Raw genomic sequence first — 19,769 nt, 5'->3', positions numbered from 1 at the left:
GATATGAAGTTTGCTTATTCTATAAAACAGAAAATGAAAATCGCCACACTCCTGTTTGCAATTATGGCGTGCATGATCTTAATCAGAATTTTAGAGGATAAGAGTGTCAAAAGCATGAACGAGTCGTTTGTTTCCATGTATAACGACCGACTGGTTCCGGCCACAGACTTGTTTTATATAGCCGAAAATATCTTTGAAAAAAAATATACCCTGGATAGCTTCCTCTATTCCGGAAAACTCTCTCATTCTAATGCTGCTGGCTTAAAAGAGCAGGTGAATGGGCTAAACAGCACGATAGATTCTCTCCTGAAAAAGTATGAAAAAACCTTTTTGGTGACAAAGGAGAAAGAGCAGCTCAGCGAATTGAAAAATCGCCTGGCAGGATTAATTGCTGCAGAACAGCATGTGATTGCTTTAAGTCTGAGCCATACCCTGGAAGATGGCAGGAAGCTGTATGAAACCATAGGAAGAGAAAATTCTATGAAAGCCCTGGAAAAACTGACCGACATGATGAGCATCCAGACCCAGGTGGGGCAGGAACTGATCCAGAGCTCTGCCTCAATGGTTTCCAGAAGCAAGTTGTATTCTACCCTGCAGATTGCCCTGGCTGTGCTGATTGGTATCCTGATTGTAGGGATCATCTCTGCTTCTAATGTAGTACAGGTGAGGAATGACAAATTCAACCTGAATTAAGCTGGCCTAAAGGGAGATATTTAGCTCCAGCCCTTTAGGGTAACGCAATTTTTACTTAGCTTTGGTTTAACGGCAATCAAAAGAAGGGGGGATCTTTTTAAATGGAAAATAAAGGACAGCACGAACTCCAGGGAGAGCGCATGCTGCTTCAGGATGCCGCTAGGGGTAGTCGTGAGGCATTTGCGGCAATTTATAAGTTTTATCTTCCCCGGTTATACAAATACATTTATCCCTTTGTAAACTCGTCCAGAGAGGATACGGAAGAAATTCTTCATGACCTGTTCATGAAGGTCTGGGAGAGAAAAGAGGAACTCTCTGACATCAACTCTTTCAGCAGTTACCTGTACCGTATGGCCAGAAACCGACTGGTGAACATTTATGAACATGGTAAGGTAAAACAAAAAGCAATCGATTATATCAGCAGCCATACTGAGGCCAGTGGAAATCAGGCAGACGAACCCTTTATCACTGCACAATACAATACGCTTGTACAAAATGCCATTAATCTGTTGCCCCCAAAACGCAGACAGATATTTGAAATGAGTGTTTACCAGGAAATGTCACATGATGAAATTGCCACCGAGCTGCAAATCTCTAAGTCTATGGTAAAGAAACAGCTCTATTCTGCGGTCAGATACCTCAAAGAATACCTGCGTGTCCATGCCGATCTGACTGCTATAATTCTCTGCTGTTCGGCAGTTCTTAGGATTAAATAACAAATATTTTTATTTTTTTTCATTTGGAGGTGTCCAATTGTAAACGCTTGCTGTCTTACTCTTAAACGGCCCCATTAAATGAACCGAAAAGAGACCAAAGAACTGCTGGAACAATTGGCATCAGGTAAACTGAGTGCCGAACAAGATGCTGCCTTTCAGGAATTGCTTCAGCAGGCTGATAAGAAGGAATATTTGTCTGTTCTTGAGCTTTGGGAAGAAATCCTGATTCAATATCCAGGTGCCGAAATTCCTGACGGAGCGTTGATCCAAAGAATAGAACGGAGTCTTGATAAAGAGATTCCGGTAATCCGGATGTACAAAAAGGAAGAGAAGAGGGCTAAGCCCTCCGGGAAAACCTATCTGGCGATTGCGGCCAGTTTATTCCTGCTGGTTTCTGTGGGATTATTTTTTTATAACCATCAAAAACAACAACCGGAAACAAAATTGGCATCGCTAGAGCTCAACGATGCTGCCCCGGGAGGAAACAGAGCCATTTTAATGCTGGCTGATGGGAAAATTATTAACCTGGATTCCGCAAAAACAGGTACCCTTATCAGTCAGTCGGGACTCCGGATTATAAAATCAAAAGATGGGCAGCTGATCTATAATGCCAGCCCGGTTTCGCAAGATAGCCCGGTCACTTACAATACGATATCTACACCAAGAGGAGGACAATATCGAATCAACCTTCCAGATGGGAGTGCAGTATGGCTGAATGCGGTTTCCACTTTAAAATTCCCGGTATCATTTACAGGAAAAGAACGTAAAGTGGAGCTGAGCGGAGAGGCCTATTTTGAAATTACCAAAGATACAGGCAAACCTTTCCTGGTACAGAGTAAGCAGCAAACTGTAGAGGTTCTGGGCACCCATTTTAACATTAACAGTTATGATGATGAACAAGGAGTACGAACTACGCTACTTGAAGGCCGCGTAAAAGTGATCAGTTCATCAAATCAACGTCAGGTCATTTTAAAACCCGGACAACAGTCGCAGTTAGAGGGAAGTACTTTCCTGGTCAAAGAGGTTGATGCCGAAGAGAGTATGGCATGGAAAAACGGCTTCTTTGTATTTAATGCCGAGAGTATTCCCTCAGCAATGCGGAAAATTGCCCGTTGGTATGATATGGAGATTGTTTACGAAGGGAATGTCGGAGATCAGGACCTTACAGGCTCGGTTTCCCGCTTCCAAAACGTATCTGAAGTCTTGAAAATGCTCAAATTAACAGGAATAGTTCATTTTAAAGTAGAAGGAAGGAGAATTACCGTTATCGCAAACTAGTACTACCGCATAAATATGAACTAACCACTCATATCAAAAAAATCATCTGCCTATGAAAAGCAATTGATCAACTCACCTAAACCAATAACATATGAAGAAATAGATACGCCCCACCTCCATGGCGATCCGGATAAAAAGCCGGGAAGTGCTTCGAACCACCTCCCGACCATGCTGTCTGGGATCTGCCAAATGAATTTTCTGAAGACCATTTAATTTCAACCCAAACTATACAAAAGTATGAATAAAAATATTCATTGCCGGTCGGCGTATGAAAACCGTCGGCTGCGCTTAAAAAAACAGATCATCATGCGCATAAAAATGACCGTCGTATTAATGATTGCGGCTTTTTTACAGGTGAGCGCAAGCGGATTTGCTCAAAAAATCACTTTGTCTGAAAAAAATATCTCCCTGGAACGTCTTTTCGTGAAGATCAGAAAGCAAAGTGGTTTTACGTTCCTGTACAGCCCTAAACTAATCAAAGAAGCAAAACCCGTTACCCTGGAGGTAACGGAAGAATCACTTAAAACCGTATTGGAGAAATGTTTTGATGGACAACCTTTAACTTATGCCATCAACCAGAATACGATTGTGGTGCGGAGAAGAGAAGAGGAGGCGGTAGCTCAACCGGTCCTGAAAACCGTAACCGGAAGGGTGGTAGATGCGAAAGGTTTGCCTTTGCCTGGCGTCAATGTGAAGGTAAAGAATACAAAAAAAGGAACTTTTACTGATAATCAGGGGAATTTCAGCATTAGTGTAGAAGAAACGGATGTGTTGGTCTTTAGTTTCCTGGGGTATAAGGCCAAGGAAGCAGCGGTAAAAGGAGAAGAGAAATTAAGAATTGTATTACTCGAAGATCAGTCACAACTGGATGATGTAGTGGTAATCGGGTATGGTGAGCAATCGAAGCTTAAGAATACCAGTTCTATTTCTCAGGTTAAAGGAGAGCAGCTGGAAAACAAGCCGCACGCTACTATAGAGAATATGCTACAGGGACTGGTACCCGGACTACTGGTACAAAACAGCACTGGTTTACCAGGAGGAAGGAGTAATATTCAGGTTCGTGGTCTTGCAGCTGTATCCAGAGATGCGAATTCCAATATTGTAAGCCCACCTTTATTTGTGATTGATGGAGTGCCGATGGAACAGGATAATTTCAGTACCAGTAACCCTAATCAGTCTTTAACGAGTTTGCTGGCCGGGATTAACCCATATGACGTGGCCTCCATTGATGTCTTGAAAGACGCTTCGGCGACTGCAATTTATGGGTCAAGAGGGGCAAATGGGGTGATCATGATCAAGACCAAACGTGGGAAAATAGGGAAACCTATTGTTGCCGTAAACAGCCAGTTCGGAATCTCTGTTTCTCCGGAACTTCGAAGAACAATTGGCGGAAACGCAGAACGCAGACAGAAGCTGGCGCTTTGGGAGATGTATCAGAAATCAAATCCGGAATCAAACGGTATTCCTAAAGATAGTTACGGTTGGTTGGGTATAGAACTGACGGATAGTTTAAATTCATTTTACAACAATTCTACAGACTGGCAGGGGCTGTTATTTAAAAACGGGATTTTCAAAAACGTGAATATTGGCGTAAGTGGGGGTACTGAAAATGCGAATTACAGAATCGGTGCCGACTATTACGATGAATCAGGAATTGTAGTAGGCTCGGGATTCAAAAGGTACTCCCTGAGTTATTCCGGTCAGTTCAGTCCATTGCCAAGTCTGAACATTTCTGCACAAGCCATCTTAAATCAGGTAGATGCAAGTGCAAAAAGAGGACCTGATAACCTGGCTTCTGTAATTGGAAATGATTTTAGTTCTTCATTGCTTCCTTCACCAAAAAGCGGCTTCTTTAGCCGGTATCTCGATGCGTATCAAAAATCAGTGAATCTAAACCTGAGCAGGAATGTAATTGGTAAACTGGAAGCATCATATGACATTACGAAATGGTTAAATATCACTTCCAGAGCCGCAGCAACTTATGTTTTTGACCGGCAACGGGGTTTTATTCCTTCCGGAGCAGCAAGTAATGGACAGACCTCTGCTTCGTATTATGCTCAGGAAAAGCTAAACCTATTGAGTGAAACTTATATCCGAGCACATTACACCACAGAAAGCCAGCATACTTTTGATTTTGTAGCTGGTAATTCCATCAATACCAGCAGCACAGATTTCATCCGGGGCTCTGGTTTTAACGGACCAAGTGATGCACAACAGGTCATTTCAGGTTATCCTCAAACAAACCTGAGCTTATTGACGAGCAATACGAATTATGGCTTACTGGGTTACTATGGAAGGTTAAGCTATGACTACAAAGCAAAATATATCTTTCAGGCAGCTATGCGTACGGATGGTTCTTCAAAGTTCGGTGCCGATAACCGCTGGGGATATTTTCCTTCGGCCTCCGCAGCATGGAACTTCTCAAAAGAGCCTTTCTTTGAGAAACTGGCAAATACCTGGTTTAACCTGGGTAAGCTGAAGGCGAGTGTGGGTCGAGCCGGAACGCAGTATGATGACAACTACCTTGCTGTGGGAAAATATGTGGCGGATATGACCTATAACGGAACCTCTGTCTTAGCTCCGAATTATGGAGGGGCCAATGGTGTTCCTTTGCCAAACCTTACCTGGGAAACTTCCATCAATTATGGAGGAGGGATTGATTTAGAGCTTTTCAATGGGCGCGTTTCAGGAAGTTTTGATTATTATTATAAAAAGACAGATAACTTCTTATTCGAAGATCCACTTCCTTCCACAAGTGGATACAAAAGACGTTTTATCAATGGTGGTGCAGTGTCAAACAAAGGTTTTGATGTCGCATTAACAGTATATACACTGCCATTAAATCAATCGTTTCAATACAATATCACCATCAATGCATCGAGAAACAAAAATACACTGACCAAACTTCCTGATTTTGGACGCAGTATCCCGAGAGGGGCTACAGGTCCATACCTGCAACTAGGAAGGCCATTGAACGGATTCTATTTATATGAGTATATGGGGGTGTATAAAACAGATGGAGAAGTACCAATCAATCCTTATACTGGTGCGAGGTTAAGGTCAATTTATAAAAACGTGGGAGGCTTTGGAGGAACGTATCAGGCTGGCGATATCATTTTCAAAGATCAGAACAGTGATGGGTTAATCAGACTTGATGATGATGATTATTCTGATAAAATCTACATGGGAGACCCTAGTCCAAAAGTGTATGGTAGTATCAATCACTCTTTCCGTTATGCCTTTAAATCAGGTTCCGCAATTCAGATGGATTTATTTATGACTTATTCACTTGGTAACAAAGTCATCAATCAAACCCTCAACGACAGGTTCCGTACCGTAGGATGGGAAGGAGGAGGGAACTTAAATTATCCCTCAGGGCAACGCAACCTGTTGGATGTCTCTAAATATGACATCTGGACCCCTTCAAATACAGATGCAAAATACCCGACTATAAACCCATGGAGAAAAGATCAGGTGAATTATGATTTTATTGGAAATTATGTCAGCAATAGTAGTTTGTTCCTCGAAAATGGAAGCTTCCTGAGGTTGAGAAGTATCAGCCTTTCCTATGATTTTTCCAAGGATCTGATCAAGAGGTTTAAAGGCCGCAGATTGCGCGTTTTTGCAAGTGCAGATAATGTCTTCCTGATCACGAAATATTCCGGCGTAGATCCGGAGAATGTAGACCCTTATGGCAAAGAAACAGGTAACGGATACCCGATACCAAGGAAATTTAACTTCGGATTTAATTTTGAACTCTAATATTAATCATCATGATAAAAGATAAAACACAGAAAATAGGATTGGTGATCATCTGCCTGCTTTTCGTACTGGCTTCCTGTAAGAAAATCATAGACCGCGATATCATCCAAAGCCCAACCGCAGCGAATGCATTCAGAGCCCCTTCCGATATTAACCATGGATTGGCCGGCGCTTACAATATGCTGCGAACCTTCCTTCCTGATCAGGTGTTTTTATTCGGCGATATTCAGGCGGATAATTTTAATAAAGCTAAAAATGTTGGCTCCAGAATGGAAACCGATTTGCAAAGAAGAGCTGGGGTAAATGACCTGATTCAGGCAGGAGCCGGAAATTGGAACGGGTACTACACGACTATCTCGCAATGTAACCTGATACTGGAGAAAATTCCAACCATTTCAGGATATACGGCAGGAGAGAAAGAACGATACCTTGGAGAAGCCAGATTTTTAAGGGCTTTAAGTTATTTCTACCTGGTTCGTTTATATGGTGGCGTTCCCTTAATTATGAAATCAGTAGACATTTCAAATGTCGGCAGAAGTACTCAGGAAGAAATTTTTAAAGCAATCAGTGACGATCTGGATGCCGCCATCAGTAACCTGGAAGTCAGCTATTCTAATGCGGACAGAGCCGTTAGGGCAGATAAAGGTGCTGCAAAGGCAATTAAGGCACATCTGATGGGCTGGATGCATAAGTACGACGAATGTGAGAAACTATGTAATGAAGTGATCACAAGTGGGAAATATAGCCTTGTCAGAGATTCTACAGCCTTGCTAAACATTTTTGTTGGAAAATCTCCGGAAGGAATTTTTGAACTTGACTTTGATTCAAAGAACAACGAATTGCAGAAAAATAAAATGTACAACAGAACACTTGGGAGACCATGGTATAAAGATCAAAGTGATGGCGGTGGCGGTACTGATGAATATGTTTTGGGTTTTACACCGGCAGTTCGTGCCGTATTGTTTCCTAAAGGGGTACGTGATATCCGCAGAGATGTCTGGTTTATCAAAAGTACCTGGGATAGCGAAATCCTTTACTTCGGAAAGTACAGAACACTGAAAGCCCAGGGAGATACGACCTCACAAAACATCAATGAGTCCAACCTGATCATCACCCGTCTGTCGGATATTATCCTGCTTCGTGCGGAAGCGCTGGACGCGCTGAACAGACCGGGAGAGGCCATGACAGAGCTCAATAAAATCCGTGAACGGGCAAAAAGACCAAATTACACTGGCGGTGGAATATTGGCGGATACCATTCTTCTGGAACGCAGAAAAGAACTGATGGGTGAAGGACAATATTTCTTTGACCTGGTGAGAACAAGGAAAATGGCAAAACTACATAGTAAAATTAAACAGGCAGACTGGTACGAAAAAGGAGCCTGGCTTTTACCAATAAGTTCGAGCATCATCGCTGCGAGTAACTATGTAATTACCCAGAATGAGTTCTGGAAATAACTCCATGAAGGATCTAATTAAGATTGATATGAAAAAGATAAACGTATTTAAAACTATATTTTACACTTGTTTTTGCATCGCTATGCTGGCAGCCTGTAAAAAGAAAGACTACTATTTGGATGGCGGACTTGCAATGCAAAGTGAAGAGGAAAAAGCAATGACGATGTACGACTTCTTAAACAGTCGTACTAAGGGGAATTTCGATTCTTTGATTAAAATCATCGACATGACCGGTACCAAAGCACTGGTCAATCAACCTGGTATCACCTTCTTTCCTCCAATTAATGAAGGCGTGATTTTGTTTCAGAATGAGTACCGACAGAAACCCTCAGATCCGAAACAACGTAACCGGCCATTGAGTAAAATGAATGTTGACTCCTTAAAGTATATGTTAAACCGGTTTATTGTTCCTGGTGCAAAAATCACCCTGGAACAAGCTTATGCTGATGGCCGTAAGTATTATAAAGACAATAATGGGGATAGTTTAATGATCACAGGTGTCAGGGAGGATTACAACAATGGCGGGGTGACTGCAATTGGACAGGGGAGGATGAAAATCGTGTACGAACACCGCCGGACAATTAAGGATTCTAAAAATGATACGCTTCAGATGAAAACGCATAATCTGATTACTGCCAATGGTATCATTCACGTATTAGATAAAGGCGGAAATTTTCACACTAAAATGATCATAAAAAAATAACAAGTATGAAAAAGATATTAAGCATTAGCTTCTTGTTGCTGATCACTGTTCTTTATTCTTGCAAAAAGCAGGATAAAAATGGATTTCTAAGCAATAACCTAAAATATACATCAGCAAATCAAACCGCAAATATTGGTCTTGTGCTTTGGTCATCCGGAGCGATGTTGACCGACGAATCTACCAAACCAATGGAGTTTTCTATTGCGGCGATCCGTAAATCGGATGGTTCTTCTGCTGAGTTTCTCAGAGAGGTCAAGGTAAATACTTATTCCTGGACTGGAATTTACTCAGACGGAGATACTAAAATGGAGGAAATTGATGTAAAGAGAACTCCGGTAGTCAGACCGGCTTTGGACATTAACCCGGTAAATGGAAGTCTGATCATTTATCCGGAAGTTCGTGATCCACTGAAATTTCCTGAAGGAAATTATGTGGTTGATATTCTTGCAAAAAATCCGGCAGGTGAAGTCGTGTTGAAAAATGCGATCAACATTAAGGTGGTCTATCAACTGAAAAATCCCGCTTTTTGGAGATTGGGCAGTGGTGGTGGGGTGGATGGTTCAGTAACAAGTCTGGATGTTAAATTCACCCGTTTGCAACCTACCGGAGGTAAATTGATCGTACGCTACTTTAAAAAAGGAAGTGATGTTCCGATTAATCCTAAAGAGTTCTATGGTTTTGAGTATAAAGGACAGGCCGGATTTACGGATGGTTTTAAAGATTTCAGAACCCTTGGAGCCGGGAACCCTTTGAAAATGACTACACTGACTGACCGGATAGAACTGGATGTGAAATATCCGATTCCTTATGTCGCCGGGAAATTAATCCGGATTGATGAGTTGAATGACACCAGTATATTTGGCTCTTCCATGAACTACTGGCTTGATTTTACAATCGTAGAGGATGGAGTATGGCAGATGGACATCATCCTTGGAAATGATTAATATTTAAATTCCCCACCCCCCCCGTATAAAAATGGCGCTCTTTGGAGCGTCATTTTTTTTATTCTAAATTCAGTTATATAAAAGACCTTGTCCCGGAAAAACTATCTCTGAATTCCTTGGGTGTACAATTCTTTTTTTTCTTAAAAATCCGGTTAAAGTTCGATATGTTATTGAACCCACATTTATAAGCAATCTCAGCAATGGTCTGTGTACTGGAGATGAGTAACTTCGTGGCATGCCCTAACCTGATCTCATTCAGGCTGTCAATAAACGTACTACCCGTCCGCTTTTTTATGAACCTGCTGAAAGAGACTTCCGGCATACTGGCTACTTTGGCCACTTCTTCCAGTGAAATCCCCCGGTTGTAATTCGCATTCATATAATCAAATGCTTTTTCTATCCTTCTGCTGTTGTAATTAAACTGTTCATTGTTGAAACTAGAATTGGACAATGTCCTCATGTTTCTGGAAATCGACAGGTCATGCAGAATGGAAAAGAGCTCCAGCACAGAATCAAAACCCTTCTTCTGGTTTAATGAAAGCAACCGCGGACTGAGCCGTTCTATAGTCTCAGCAGAAAAAAGAATCCCTTTCTGCGAACGTTCAAACATATTGGAAATGAAACTCAGCTGATTCCTTTTGAGTAAGCGCTCATCAAACAGGTCCTTATGGAACTGAATGGTGATTTCCAGAATCTCTTCACTTTTACATTGATGGGTAAACCAGGCATGGTAAAGGTTTGGACCTATAAAAACGAGCTCTGCATCTTCAATCGTATCAATATGATCACCGACAATCCGTTTCGCTCCTTTGGCATGCAGGATCAGGTTCAATTCATATTCCTCATGGTAATGAAGCGGAAAGTCAAACTCCTTCTTCGTCCTGGAAAAAATGGTAAAACAATCGCTTTGAGTTAAAGGGGTGATCTCCCTGACTATATTACTGCCCATCATATAAATATAATAATTTTGATATGAATTGATTATGTTTCTGTTAAAATAGTACTATGGAAAATTAGGATTAATACTATGATAATGAGTCTTTTTGTTTGTTGAATACAATTAAATGTTAAAATAGTATTGAAGCTGCGTTCGAAAATAGTATAGTTTTGAGTCTATGAAGTTTCAAGCCGTTGACATCATTATTATAGTAACGTATCTCATCAGCACCATCATTATTGGCTTTTGGTACCGCAAGAAAGCAAAAGAAAATAAAGAAAGCTATATCATGGGAGGGAAGTCCCTTCCATGGTATAAGCTGGGACTGAGTGATGCTTCCGATATGTTTGACATCAGCGGAACGATGTGGATGGTAAGTCTCTGCTTCGTTTATGGCATGAAAAGCATTTGGATTCCCTGGTTATGGCCGGTCTTCAATCAGGTCTTTCTGATGATGTACCTCTCCAAATGGCTGAGAAGGTCAAATGCCACGACGGGAGCCGAATGGTTGTCTACCCGCTTTGGAACTTCAGGAAGAGGTGTCGGCGCTTCTCATAAGGTCGTCGTCACCTTTGCTTTACTGAGTTGCCTGGGTTTCCTTGCTTACGGCTTTATTGGCCTGGGTAAATTTGTAGAGATTTTTATCCCCTGGGATTTGGTTAAAGATTATGTCCCTTTTACAGTAGCCCCGCACTATGTAGCCCATTTCTACGGGATCATTTTTACCCTGTTCGCCATGTTCTATTCCATCCTCGGTGGAATGCATGGGATTGTATTTGGAGACATGATCAAATACGCCATCATGACGGTAGTCTGTATCTCCATCGCAGTGATTGCCGTAGTTAACCTGAATGGACAGAAATTACACGTGCCGGAAGGTTGGGACAGCCCTTTCTTCGGAACACACCTGGACCTGGACTGGACGGACATCATTACTGATGTCAATAAGAAAATAGAAAGCGACGGCTATTCCCTGTTCAGCATATTCTTTATGATGATGTTGTTCAAAGGAGCATTTGCCTCATTAGCCGGTCCGCCACCTAACTATGATATGCAAAAAATCCTCTCTACACGCTCTCCTAAAGAAGCGAGCAAAATGAGTGGATTTGTATCGATCGTTTTGTTGCCGATCCGCTATTCGCTGATTGTGGGACTTACCGTTCTGGGGATTCTTTACTACGACCAAATGAATCTCCGCGGACTTGATGGTGCCATTGATTACGAACGCATCCTGCCGGCAAGCATCAATAGTTTCGTTCCTGCCGGATTATTTGGACTGGTACTCACCGGATTGCTGGGCGCATTTATGGGGACTTTCAGTGGGACTTTAAATGCTGCGCAGGCTTATATCGTAAACGATGTATACCTGAAGTACGTCAATCCGGAGGCTTCCAATAAAAAGATCATTTCCATGAACTACTGCTCTGGCATACTGGTCGTAGCAGTAGGGATCACTCTGGGCTTCTTTGCAAAAGATGTAAACAGTGTATTGCAATGGATTGTCTCTGCTTTATATGGAGGGTATATTGCGGCCAATGTGCTGAAATGGCATTGGTGGAGGTTCAATTCCAATGGTTTTTTCTGGGGCATGTTTACCGGAATTGTTTCTGCACTGGTCTTTACCAGATTCTTTGCGGGAGTTGAATTTTTATATTATTTCCCATTGCTGTTTGCCCTTTCCATGGCGGGATCTGTGATCGGGACTTACCTGGCACCGCCAACGGATCAGGAGACGCTCAAAAGTTTTTATAAGACGGTCCGGCCATGGGGATTCTGGGGCCCTGTCCACGAACTGGTGCTGGCTGATGATCCTGCCTTTGTGGCCAACAAAAATTTTGGAAGAGACATGTTCAATGTGGTCCTGGGGATCATCGCGCAGCTCTGCCTTACCCTGTTGCCAATGTACCTGATCCTGATGATGAAATTGCCTTTGCTGGTCACAATCGCAATACTGGCGGTCATCATTTTCATCCTCAAAAGAACATGGTGGAATAAACTCGAAGACTAAACACACAAACAGAACTAAAGATATATGATGGATTACGACAAGAGATTGGCGCAGCTTATGGCTGCTCATCAATCCCTGATTATGCGCGAAAATGAGGAAGAAGGCTTAGGAAATGGCGTTTTTAGCCGCTACAAATACCCGGTTTTAACTGCCGAACATACCCCTTTATACTGGCGTTATCACCTGAACAGGGACAGCAACCCCTACCTGATGGAACGCATTGGAATCAATGCGGTGTTTAATCCGGGAGCGATCAAATGGAACAATAAATACCTGCTCATTGCAAGGGTAGAAGGAAATGACCGGAAATCCTTTTTTGCCATTGCAGAAAGCGCTAATGGAATTGACCAGTTTAAATTCCGGGAATGTCCGGTGATCATTCCTGAAACAGAAATTCCGGATACGAACATTTACGATATGCGGATTATCTCGCACGAGGATGGATGGATATATGGTTTGTTCTGTACAGAAAGGCGGGATCCCGATGCTGCTGAAGGAGACCAGACCGCAGCACTGGCACAATGTGGTATTGTCCGTACTAAAGACCTCATCACCTGGGAAAGACTGGCAGACCTTAAAACCAGCTCTCTGCAACAACGAAATGTGGTGCTCCATCCGGAATTTGTAAATGGTAAATATGCTTTTTATACCCGCCCTCAGGATTCTTTTATTGAAGCCGGAAAAGGAGGAGGGATCGCCTTTGGCCTGTCAGAATCCATGGAGAATGCCTGTGTTCCCGAAGAGGTGATCGTGGACAAAAAACAATACCATACGGTTTATGAATCTAAAAACGGACAAGGTCCGGCACCTATAAAAACCAAATATGGCTGGTTACACCTGGCTCATGGAGTGAGGAATACCGCAGCAGGACTCCGCTATGTCTTATATGTATTCATGACGGATTTAACAGTGCTCAGCCGGGTAATCCATAAACCTGCAGGGTATTTTCTTGCTCCTGAAGGTGCAGAAAGAGTGGGCGATGTTTCTAATGTGGTCTTCAGTAATGGCTGGATCACTGATGAGGACGGCAAAGTTTTTATCTATTACGCCTCTTCAGATTCACGCATTCATGTGGCCACAAGTACCATCGATCAGTTATTGGATTATGTGTTGCATACCCCGGAAGATGGCTGGAGATCGGCAGCTACTGTACAGCGGATTTATAAATTAATTGATCAGAACAGAAAAGACGAATTGCCTATGGGATAAAGAATGACAGCAAACCAACGCATCATCCCACGAGTGGCTCAAGGCCACTAGAAAAAAATCAACCACCAAAAAAACAACCAAATATGAAAATTTTATTTACGATATTAATACTGCTTGGCCCTGCCTTTGCCTGGAGTAAAACTGCTCCGGAAACGCATCTGGTCATTCAGGATAGTCCGGTAACAGGAACGGTTACCGATTCCAAAGGAAATAAATTACCTGGTGTCTCTGTGCTGCTGAAAAATCAGGCAGGCAAAGGCACAACGAGTAATCAGGATGGGAAATATACACTGGAAGTACCTGCCAATGCCATCCTGATCTTCCGTTTTATTGGTTTCAAAGAAAAAGAAGTGCCGGTAAACGGAAGGAAAGAAATCAATATCTCTCTAGACGATGATGATGTAGTCCTTAATGAAGTGGTCGTGACCTCCTTTGGGATCAAAAGAGAAAAAAGGGCATTGGGTTATGCGGTAACGGAAGTAAAAGGGGAAGAGTTTACCAAAGCCAGGGAAACGAACGTAGCGAACTCCCTGGTAGGTAGGGTAGCGGGTGTAAATGTGACTAAGCCTGCTTCAGGGTCTATGGGGTCCAGCAGGGTCGTGATTCGTGGAAACGGCTCCATTAGCGGACCCAACCAGCCTTTATATGTGATTGATGGAATCCCATTGGTCAATGCCAATTTTGGTCAGAGCTCTGTGTTTTATGGCGGAGGTGATGGCGGAGATGGGATTTCCAGCATCAACCCGGATGATATTGAGAGTATGAGTGTGCTGAAAGGCGGACCAGCCGCTGCACTTTATGGCTCGAGGGCATCCAATGGAGCCATTCTGATTACCACAAAATCCGGAAAATCCCAAAAGGGAGTAGGTGTGGAATATAATGGTGCTTATACGCTGGATCAGCCAATTTTTAACAATGAAAAAGATTATCAGTATGTCTATGGGCAGGGTACAAAAGGGCTGGCACCTAAAGACATGGCTACTGCACTTCAGGCAGGAACGTCCAATTGGGGCGCCAGGCTGGACGGCTCTCCGGTGATCCAGTTCGATGGGATTGCACGTCCATACGCTGCGGTGAAGAACAATAGTCGCAATTTTTATAAAAATGGCAATACCTTTGCCAATACGATCTCCCTTTATGGAGGATCAGAAAAAGCAACGCTCCGCTTCTCTGCATCAGACCTGAATAACCATGACCTGATGCCAAATTCAAGCCTGAAAAGAAACAATTTCTCCCTGAACGGAAATCTAAAAGCAACCGATAAACTGACTGCACAGATGAGTATACAGTACGTGCGGGAGCGGGTAGAAAACAGACCTAGCTCAGGTGATTTCTCCTGGAATCCAAATGTGGGTGTGCAATTACTCCCTACAAATTACGATGTCAGAAACCTGGACAGAAGAGTGGATGAGAATGGAAATGAATACCTGGTGTCCTCAAATATCTACCTGGCAAATCCTTATTTTATTGCCTACGACATGCAGAACAGAGATAGAAAGGACCGTATAATCGCTTCGGCAGATATTAAATATGACTTCACTTCTTATCTGTATGCACGTTTGCTGGCGGGAACTGATTTTGCTTACCGCCTTGCAGAAAATGTAACGCCGGAAGGTAGTGCGATTGCCAATGGAAGCATGCGCGAAAGTCAACGTTACGACGGGGAGTTCAATTCACAACTGATGCTTGGCTTTAAGAAAAATGTGAGTCCGGATGTTTCAGTGGATGCCTTTGTGGGTGGAAACATCATGAAAAGTAAAGTGTCCAATCTCACTGCCTCAGGAAGCCAGTTTATTGTTCCTTTCTTTTATTCGGTAAATAATACGGTGACGCAGGGAAGAAGTTATGACCTGTACAGGAAACAAATCAACTCTGTATTTGCTTCAGCAGAGCTGGGTTATAAAGGGTATCTGTATGCTACTTTTACCGGGCGTAACGATTGGTTTTCTACCTTGAGCCGTGCGACCAACAGTATTTTTTATCCCTCTGCGAGCTTTAGTTTTGTCGCCTCACAGGCGCTTACTATGCCATCCTGGTTAAGCTTTGCCAAGCTCCGTACTGCCTGGTCGCAAACAGGAAGTGATTCGGATATCGGTGCCTATGCACAATCCCTGACTTACTATTTTGGCCAGCAGCATCTCGGACAGTCTTTGGCTTATATCAGTGAGTCAACAATTCCCAACAGACTTTTAAAACCGGTAACTTCCAGATCTTATGAATTTGGATTAGACACGAGGTTGTTCAATGATCGTATTGGTCTGGAACTGACCTGGTACAACCGGAAAACAACCGATGACATCCTGAGCAGCCAGATTTCTATTGCTTCGGGCTTTAATAATGTGCGTCTGAACAGTGGTGAAATGGTGAATAAAGGGCTGGAAATGATGCTGTCCGGGACCGTTTTTAAACAAAAATCCATGAGTTGGGATATGTCTTTCAATATGGGGTATAATAAGAACAGTATTCTTTCCCTTGCCGACGGACAGCAGTCGATCATTGTACAGCAAAGCAGGCCGGGATTATATGGTGATGGAGGTACTCCGGTATACATTAAGGCTGAAGTAGGAAAACCTTTTGGTATAATTGAAGGCTCCGGTTATAAACGTGACGCTGCCGGAAGGATTATTTATAATGATAAAGGACTTCCTTTAGAAGGTGAGTTAAGAAATATTGGTAGCAGCATTTCTCCGTATACTTTAGGATTCAATAACAATTTCAGGTATAAAAGCTTTAACCTGGGTATTTTGCTGGATGCTAAATTCGGGGGTAAAATCTCTTCCGGAACAAATAACCTGGCTTACCTGGCGGGATTGAGTAAAGAGACTTTACCTGGTCGTGAGGGAGGTATAGTTGGGCCGGGTGTGAATGAGCAGGGGCAACCAAATACAGTAAATGTTCCGGCACAGGAATATTACAGCTGGGTGGCCAATCACATTGCTGAAGAGTTTGTATATGATGCAAGCTTTGTGAAGTTAAGACAGGTGGTATTGGGTGTGAACTTGCCCAAAAATTGGGTGAAAAAAGTAAAGATGAGTGATGTGAGCCTTTCATTTGTGGCAAGAAACCTGTTTACACTTTATAAAAAAGTACCATTGGTAGATCCTGAATCTACTTTCCTGACGGGAAATGTACAAGGGATAGAGATGCTTTCTGTACCTGCAACCCGCTCATTTGGCTTAAACCTGAATTGTAAGTTTTAAAATCAAAACCATGAAACAGAACACCTTATTTATAGCAGCATTATGGATCTTGCTGGGTACCTCATGTACCAAAGATCTGGAAGAGTTGAATGTGAACCCGAATCAACCCACGAAAGTAGAACCGGGACCGTTATTTACCGCACTGGAATTGCGTCAGGCGGGAACATCGGTTGCCAGACGAAGCAATGTAGGTTTTGGAATGATGATGGTCCAGCAGACCGCAACGACAAAAATAGATGACCTGGAAGGGGATAAATACCTGCCTTCAGAAAGTGCTGCTCTTTTATTCAATGAAGAATATGCCGTTCCGGTATCGAACATGGCAGTGCTGATCGACATGCTGAAAAAAGATCCTGAAAAGGTAAACCTGTATGCCGCAGCAAGAATCTGGAAAGTGATGCAAATGCACAGGTTAACGGACGCCTACGGCGATGTGCCCTATTCAGAAGCGGGACAGGGCTTTTTACAGCAAATTTATAAACCTGTGTATGATAAACAGTCGGATATCTACGCGCATATGTTAACAGAGCTGGAACAGGCCACTACATCTTTTGTTCCTGGTAAAGTGACCTTTGGGAATGCGGATATCATTTACAAAGGAGCAATTGAACAGTGGAAACGCCTCGGTAATTCGCTGATGTTGCGTCTGGGACTGCGCCTGATCAAAGTGGATCCTGCCGCTTCAAAACAATGGGTATTAAAAGCCATCCAGGGCGGAGTGATGCAAAGCAACAGCGATATTTGTTACATGAGACATACCGGACCGCAGCAGGAGCTGGCCAATCCGATTGCCTTTGATTTTCAGAAATTCGAAATCCTTAAAGTCGGAGACATCAAGATCGGTAAAACTTTTATGGATTACCTCAAGGGAACCAATGATCCCCGGTTGGCAGTTTACAGCTCATTGTCTAATGGTGATAACAGCCCGGCTTTGCAAAAAGGATTGCCAAATGGCTATAATGCAACAACCATAGGCAGTACTCCCGGAGGAGCTGACCTAACCACTTATTCTACCTTCAATGTCAGCACGATCCTTCCTTTATCGGCACCTACCTTTTTTCTGACCTATGCAGAAACGGAACTGATGCTGGCAGAGGCTGCCGCAAGACAATGGACTTCCGATGTTGCGGCAACTCATTATCGCGCAGCAGTAGAAGCTTCAATGGATCAGCAGAAACTCTATGGCAGAACCATTTCCGGTTCAGATGTGAGTGCTTACCTGAGTACAGGAAACCCTTTCCCGATTGCAGGTAATATGGAACAGCAGTTGAAATCCATTAATGAACAATATTGGGTGGTTACCTTCTTAAATGGATGGGAGAGTTATGCCAACTGGAGAAGAACGGGAATCCCTCAATTAACTCCGGTAAATTATCCCGGAAATGTTAGTGGCGGAACAATTCCGAGAAGGTTTACCTTTCCAAGGAATGAGTATAGCGCTAATGGAACAAATGTAAAACAGGCCAATGCACAGCAAGGGCCAGATACTTATACCACCAGAGTCTGGTGGGATAAATAAGGAAAAATACCTGAAATGGGGGAATCGTTGTTTGCGGAGCAGGCAATTATTCCCCCTTTTTCTTTTGTCAGTAAGCTGTATCCTTGTGTTATAGGATACCCTGTGTTAAAAAAATACTAAAAAGATAAACTTGCGCTTGAGCTAAGGATTTTTCCTGTAGATTTTCCGTCAGCAGCTTTAACACCATCGACCCAGATTTCAACCACTAATGTAGAAGAAGCATCTACTCCAATTCCATTTGCGCCAAAATGTACGGAACGGGCTGACGAAGGTATGGTGTATTCACTGCTTGTCCAGTTTTGGGTATCCAGGCTAGTAAAGGTTTCCGTTTTACCAGAGCCATCTGTGTAAACTGCGGTGCTGACTTTTGTGCCTGCAGAACCGATGGCTTTGAATACTACTTTATGCGTGCCATTCGAAGGTGCATCATCTTTGTCTTTTTTACACGCAAATAATAAGGTTAAGCTTAAAATTAATGATAGTGAAAGGATTTTTGTAAGTCTGTTCATTGATTTTTTAAATAGTTATTGGTTATAAAATTTAAAATGCCGAAAAACAAATGCCATGCCAATCGCTGGTCGTTTTTGATTTGAAAGCTTAATCTGGAAATCTTAAATAGTAGTTTTTTCCTGATTTTTTTTTGTAATGTGTTGATTTAAATATGTTTGTGATGTGTTTTTTGCTGCTGAGTAGAGAGCTCGTTAAAAAAAATGTTACAATTGTCTCCTTGTGGGGACGTGTCGTTTTTTATAGATTATTCTATACAATCTTCTTAATTTGTACTATCGTTATTGAATAATAAAAACTTTGGTTTAATTCTGGAAGTTGGAACCTCTGGAAGGGGATTCAGAAAGCTTCGACGGATGGTTTTGGGGAAGGGAATTGAAATTTATATGTACTTTTGCGGGAAAAGTATCTTTTCCTATGACGAGCCTTGCTACAATTGAATTAAATAACACTTTTCTTTTTAAGTTTTTGAAATTCGGTGTCGTAGGTTTTTCAGGGCTTATCGTAGACTTTGGGGTCACTTACCTCTGTAAAGAGAAATTAAAGATTCATAAATACATTTCCAGTTCATTGGGTTTTATCGTAGCGACTACAACAAATTACACTTTAAACCGCTATTGGACTTTTGATAACCATGATCCGGCGAGCATTACCCAGTTTGGCAAATTCTTTATGATCTCACTGGTGGGTCTGTTTTTAAGTAATGTGCTGATTTACCTGCTCAATGATAAGTTAAAATGGAATTTCTATGTCGCTAAAGCCTGTGCCATCGTAATCATTTCTTTATGGAACTTTTTTGCCAATTACCTGTATACCTTCTCGAGTTAAAACCTGAT

At 42.5% G+C, this 19,769-nt stretch carries 14 protein-coding genes; 12 read left to right on the top strand and 2 right to left on the bottom strand.

Annotated features, from left to right (window positions below):
- The first annotated feature begins 3 nt into the window (after positions 1-3).
- The 7 genes from BUC20_RS21600 to BUC20_RS21570 all read left to right on the top strand — a co-directional run bounded on the left by BUC20_RS21600 (position 4) and on the right by BUC20_RS21570 (position 9,553).
- Positions 4-693, top strand: coding sequence for an MCP four helix bundle domain-containing protein (locus BUC20_RS21600; RefSeq protein WP_073233119.1), 690 nt, complete (start codon positions 4-6; stop codon positions 691-693).
- A gap of 101 nt (positions 694-794) precedes the next feature.
- Complete coding sequence (locus BUC20_RS21595) at positions 795-1,409, top strand: RNA polymerase sigma factor (protein WP_073233118.1); 615 nt, start codon at positions 795-797, stop codon at positions 1,407-1,409.
- A gap of 78 nt (positions 1,410-1,487) precedes the next feature.
- Complete coding sequence (locus tag BUC20_RS21590) at positions 1,488-2,687, top strand: FecR family protein (protein ID WP_073233117.1); 1,200 nt, start codon at positions 1,488-1,490, stop codon at positions 2,685-2,687.
- A gap of 237 nt (positions 2,688-2,924) precedes the next feature.
- On the top strand, positions 2,925-6,449 hold the full coding sequence (locus tag BUC20_RS21585; protein WP_073233116.1) for a SusC/RagA family TonB-linked outer membrane protein: 3,525 nt from the start codon (positions 2,925-2,927) through the stop codon (positions 6,447-6,449).
- 11 nt (positions 6,450-6,460) lie between these two features.
- Positions 6,461-7,906, top strand: a complete 1,446-nt coding sequence (locus BUC20_RS21580) for a RagB/SusD family nutrient uptake outer membrane protein (protein ID WP_073233115.1) — start codon at positions 6,461-6,463, stop codon at positions 7,904-7,906.
- A 28-nt stretch (positions 7,907-7,934) separates the two neighbouring features.
- The gene (locus tag BUC20_RS21575; protein WP_159441141.1) at positions 7,935-8,609 is read left to right on the top strand and encodes a fasciclin domain-containing protein; all 675 of its coding nucleotides are present in this window, start codon (positions 7,935-7,937) and stop codon (positions 8,607-8,609) included.
- Between the two features lie 5 nt (positions 8,610-8,614).
- Positions 8,615-9,553, top strand: a complete 939-nt coding sequence (locus tag BUC20_RS21570) for a DUF5007 domain-containing protein (RefSeq protein ID WP_073233113.1) — start codon at positions 8,615-8,617, stop codon at positions 9,551-9,553.
- A gap of 73 nt (positions 9,554-9,626) precedes the next feature.
- Here the strand turns inward: BUC20_RS21570 and BUC20_RS21565 are convergent, their stop codons facing one another.
- Positions 9,627-10,505: an AraC family transcriptional regulator gene (locus BUC20_RS21565; RefSeq protein WP_234994570.1), complete on the bottom strand. Its 879-nt coding sequence runs from the start codon at positions 10,503-10,505 to the stop codon at positions 9,627-9,629.
- Positions 10,506-10,668: 163 nt separating this feature from the next.
- Here BUC20_RS21565 and BUC20_RS21560 point away from each other — a divergent pair, with 163 nt between their 5' ends.
- From BUC20_RS21560 to BUC20_RS21545, 4 genes are all read left to right on the top strand, one after another.
- Entirely contained in the window at positions 10,669-12,498 is a 1,830-nt protein-coding gene (locus BUC20_RS21560; protein ID WP_073233111.1) for a sodium:solute symporter family protein, read from the top strand.
- A gap of 24 nt (positions 12,499-12,522) precedes the next feature.
- Positions 12,523-13,707 carry a glycoside hydrolase family 130 protein gene (locus BUC20_RS21555; protein WP_073233110.1) on the top strand — a complete coding sequence of 395 codons (1,185 nt, stop codon included), beginning with the start codon at positions 12,523-12,525 and terminating at the stop codon, positions 13,705-13,707.
- An 83-nt stretch (positions 13,708-13,790) separates the two neighbouring features.
- Positions 13,791-16,907, top strand: coding sequence for a SusC/RagA family TonB-linked outer membrane protein (locus BUC20_RS21550; protein WP_084529133.1), 3,117 nt, complete (start codon positions 13,791-13,793; stop codon positions 16,905-16,907).
- Positions 16,908-16,917: 10 nt separating this feature from the next.
- Positions 16,918-18,426 carry a SusD/RagB family nutrient-binding outer membrane lipoprotein gene (locus BUC20_RS21545; protein ID WP_073233109.1) on the top strand — a complete coding sequence of 503 codons (1,509 nt, stop codon included), beginning with the start codon at positions 16,918-16,920 and terminating at the stop codon, positions 18,424-18,426.
- Between the two features lie 116 nt (positions 18,427-18,542).
- Here BUC20_RS21545 and BUC20_RS21540 read toward each other — a convergent pair whose 3' ends face one another.
- The gene (locus BUC20_RS21540) at positions 18,543-18,935 is read right to left on the bottom strand and encodes a hypothetical protein (protein ID WP_073233108.1); all 393 of its coding nucleotides are present in this window, start codon (positions 18,933-18,935) and stop codon (positions 18,543-18,545) included.
- Between the two features lie 316 nt (positions 18,936-19,251).
- Here BUC20_RS21540 and BUC20_RS21535 point away from each other — a divergent pair, with 316 nt between their 5' ends.
- On the top strand, positions 19,252-19,761 hold the full coding sequence (locus BUC20_RS21535) for a GtrA family protein (RefSeq protein WP_234994569.1): 510 nt from the start codon (positions 19,252-19,254) through the stop codon (positions 19,759-19,761).
- Positions 19,762-19,769 lie beyond the last annotated feature (8 nt).

This window comes from Pedobacter caeni (assembly GCF_900129215.1).
In the GTDB taxonomy this organism is placed as follows: Bacteria; Bacteroidota; Bacteroidia; order Sphingobacteriales; family Sphingobacteriaceae; genus Pedobacter; species Pedobacter caeni.
This window is presented reverse-complemented; position numbering and strand designations above follow the sequence as displayed.

Excerpts from the sequence above, each read along its gene's own strand:
- BUC20_RS21600 (WP_073233119.1), top strand. The coding sequence starts at position 4 with ATGAAGTTTGCTTATTCTATAAAACAGAAAATGAAAATCGCCACACTC.
- BUC20_RS21595 (WP_073233118.1), top strand. The coding sequence starts at position 795 with ATGGAAAATAAAGGACAGCACGAACTCCAGGGAGAGCGCATGCTGCTT.
- BUC20_RS21590 (WP_073233117.1), top strand. The coding sequence starts at position 1,488 with ATGAACCGAAAAGAGACCAAAGAACTGCTGGAACAATTGGCATCAGGT.
- BUC20_RS21585 (WP_073233116.1), top strand. The coding sequence starts at position 2,925 with ATGAATAAAAATATTCATTGCCGGTCGGCGTATGAAAACCGTCGGCTG.
- BUC20_RS21580 (WP_073233115.1), top strand. The coding sequence starts at position 6,461 with ATGATAAAAGATAAAACACAGAAAATAGGATTGGTGATCATCTGCCTG.
- BUC20_RS21575 (WP_159441141.1), top strand. The coding sequence starts at position 7,935 with ATGAAAAAGATAAACGTATTTAAAACTATATTTTACACTTGTTTTTGC.
- BUC20_RS21570 (WP_073233113.1), top strand. The coding sequence starts at position 8,615 with ATGAAAAAGATATTAAGCATTAGCTTCTTGTTGCTGATCACTGTTCTT.
- BUC20_RS21565 (WP_234994570.1), bottom strand. The coding sequence starts at position 10,505 with ATGATGGGCAGTAATATAGTCAGGGAGATCACCCCTTTAACTCAAAGC.
- BUC20_RS21560 (WP_073233111.1), top strand. The coding sequence starts at position 10,669 with ATGAAGTTTCAAGCCGTTGACATCATTATTATAGTAACGTATCTCATC.
- BUC20_RS21555 (WP_073233110.1), top strand. The coding sequence starts at position 12,523 with ATGATGGATTACGACAAGAGATTGGCGCAGCTTATGGCTGCTCATCAA.
- BUC20_RS21550 (WP_084529133.1), top strand. The coding sequence starts at position 13,791 with ATGAAAATTTTATTTACGATATTAATACTGCTTGGCCCTGCCTTTGCC.
- BUC20_RS21545 (WP_073233109.1), top strand. The coding sequence starts at position 16,918 with ATGAAACAGAACACCTTATTTATAGCAGCATTATGGATCTTGCTGGGT.
- BUC20_RS21540 (WP_073233108.1), bottom strand. The coding sequence starts at position 18,935 with ATGAACAGACTTACAAAAATCCTTTCACTATCATTAATTTTAAGCTTA.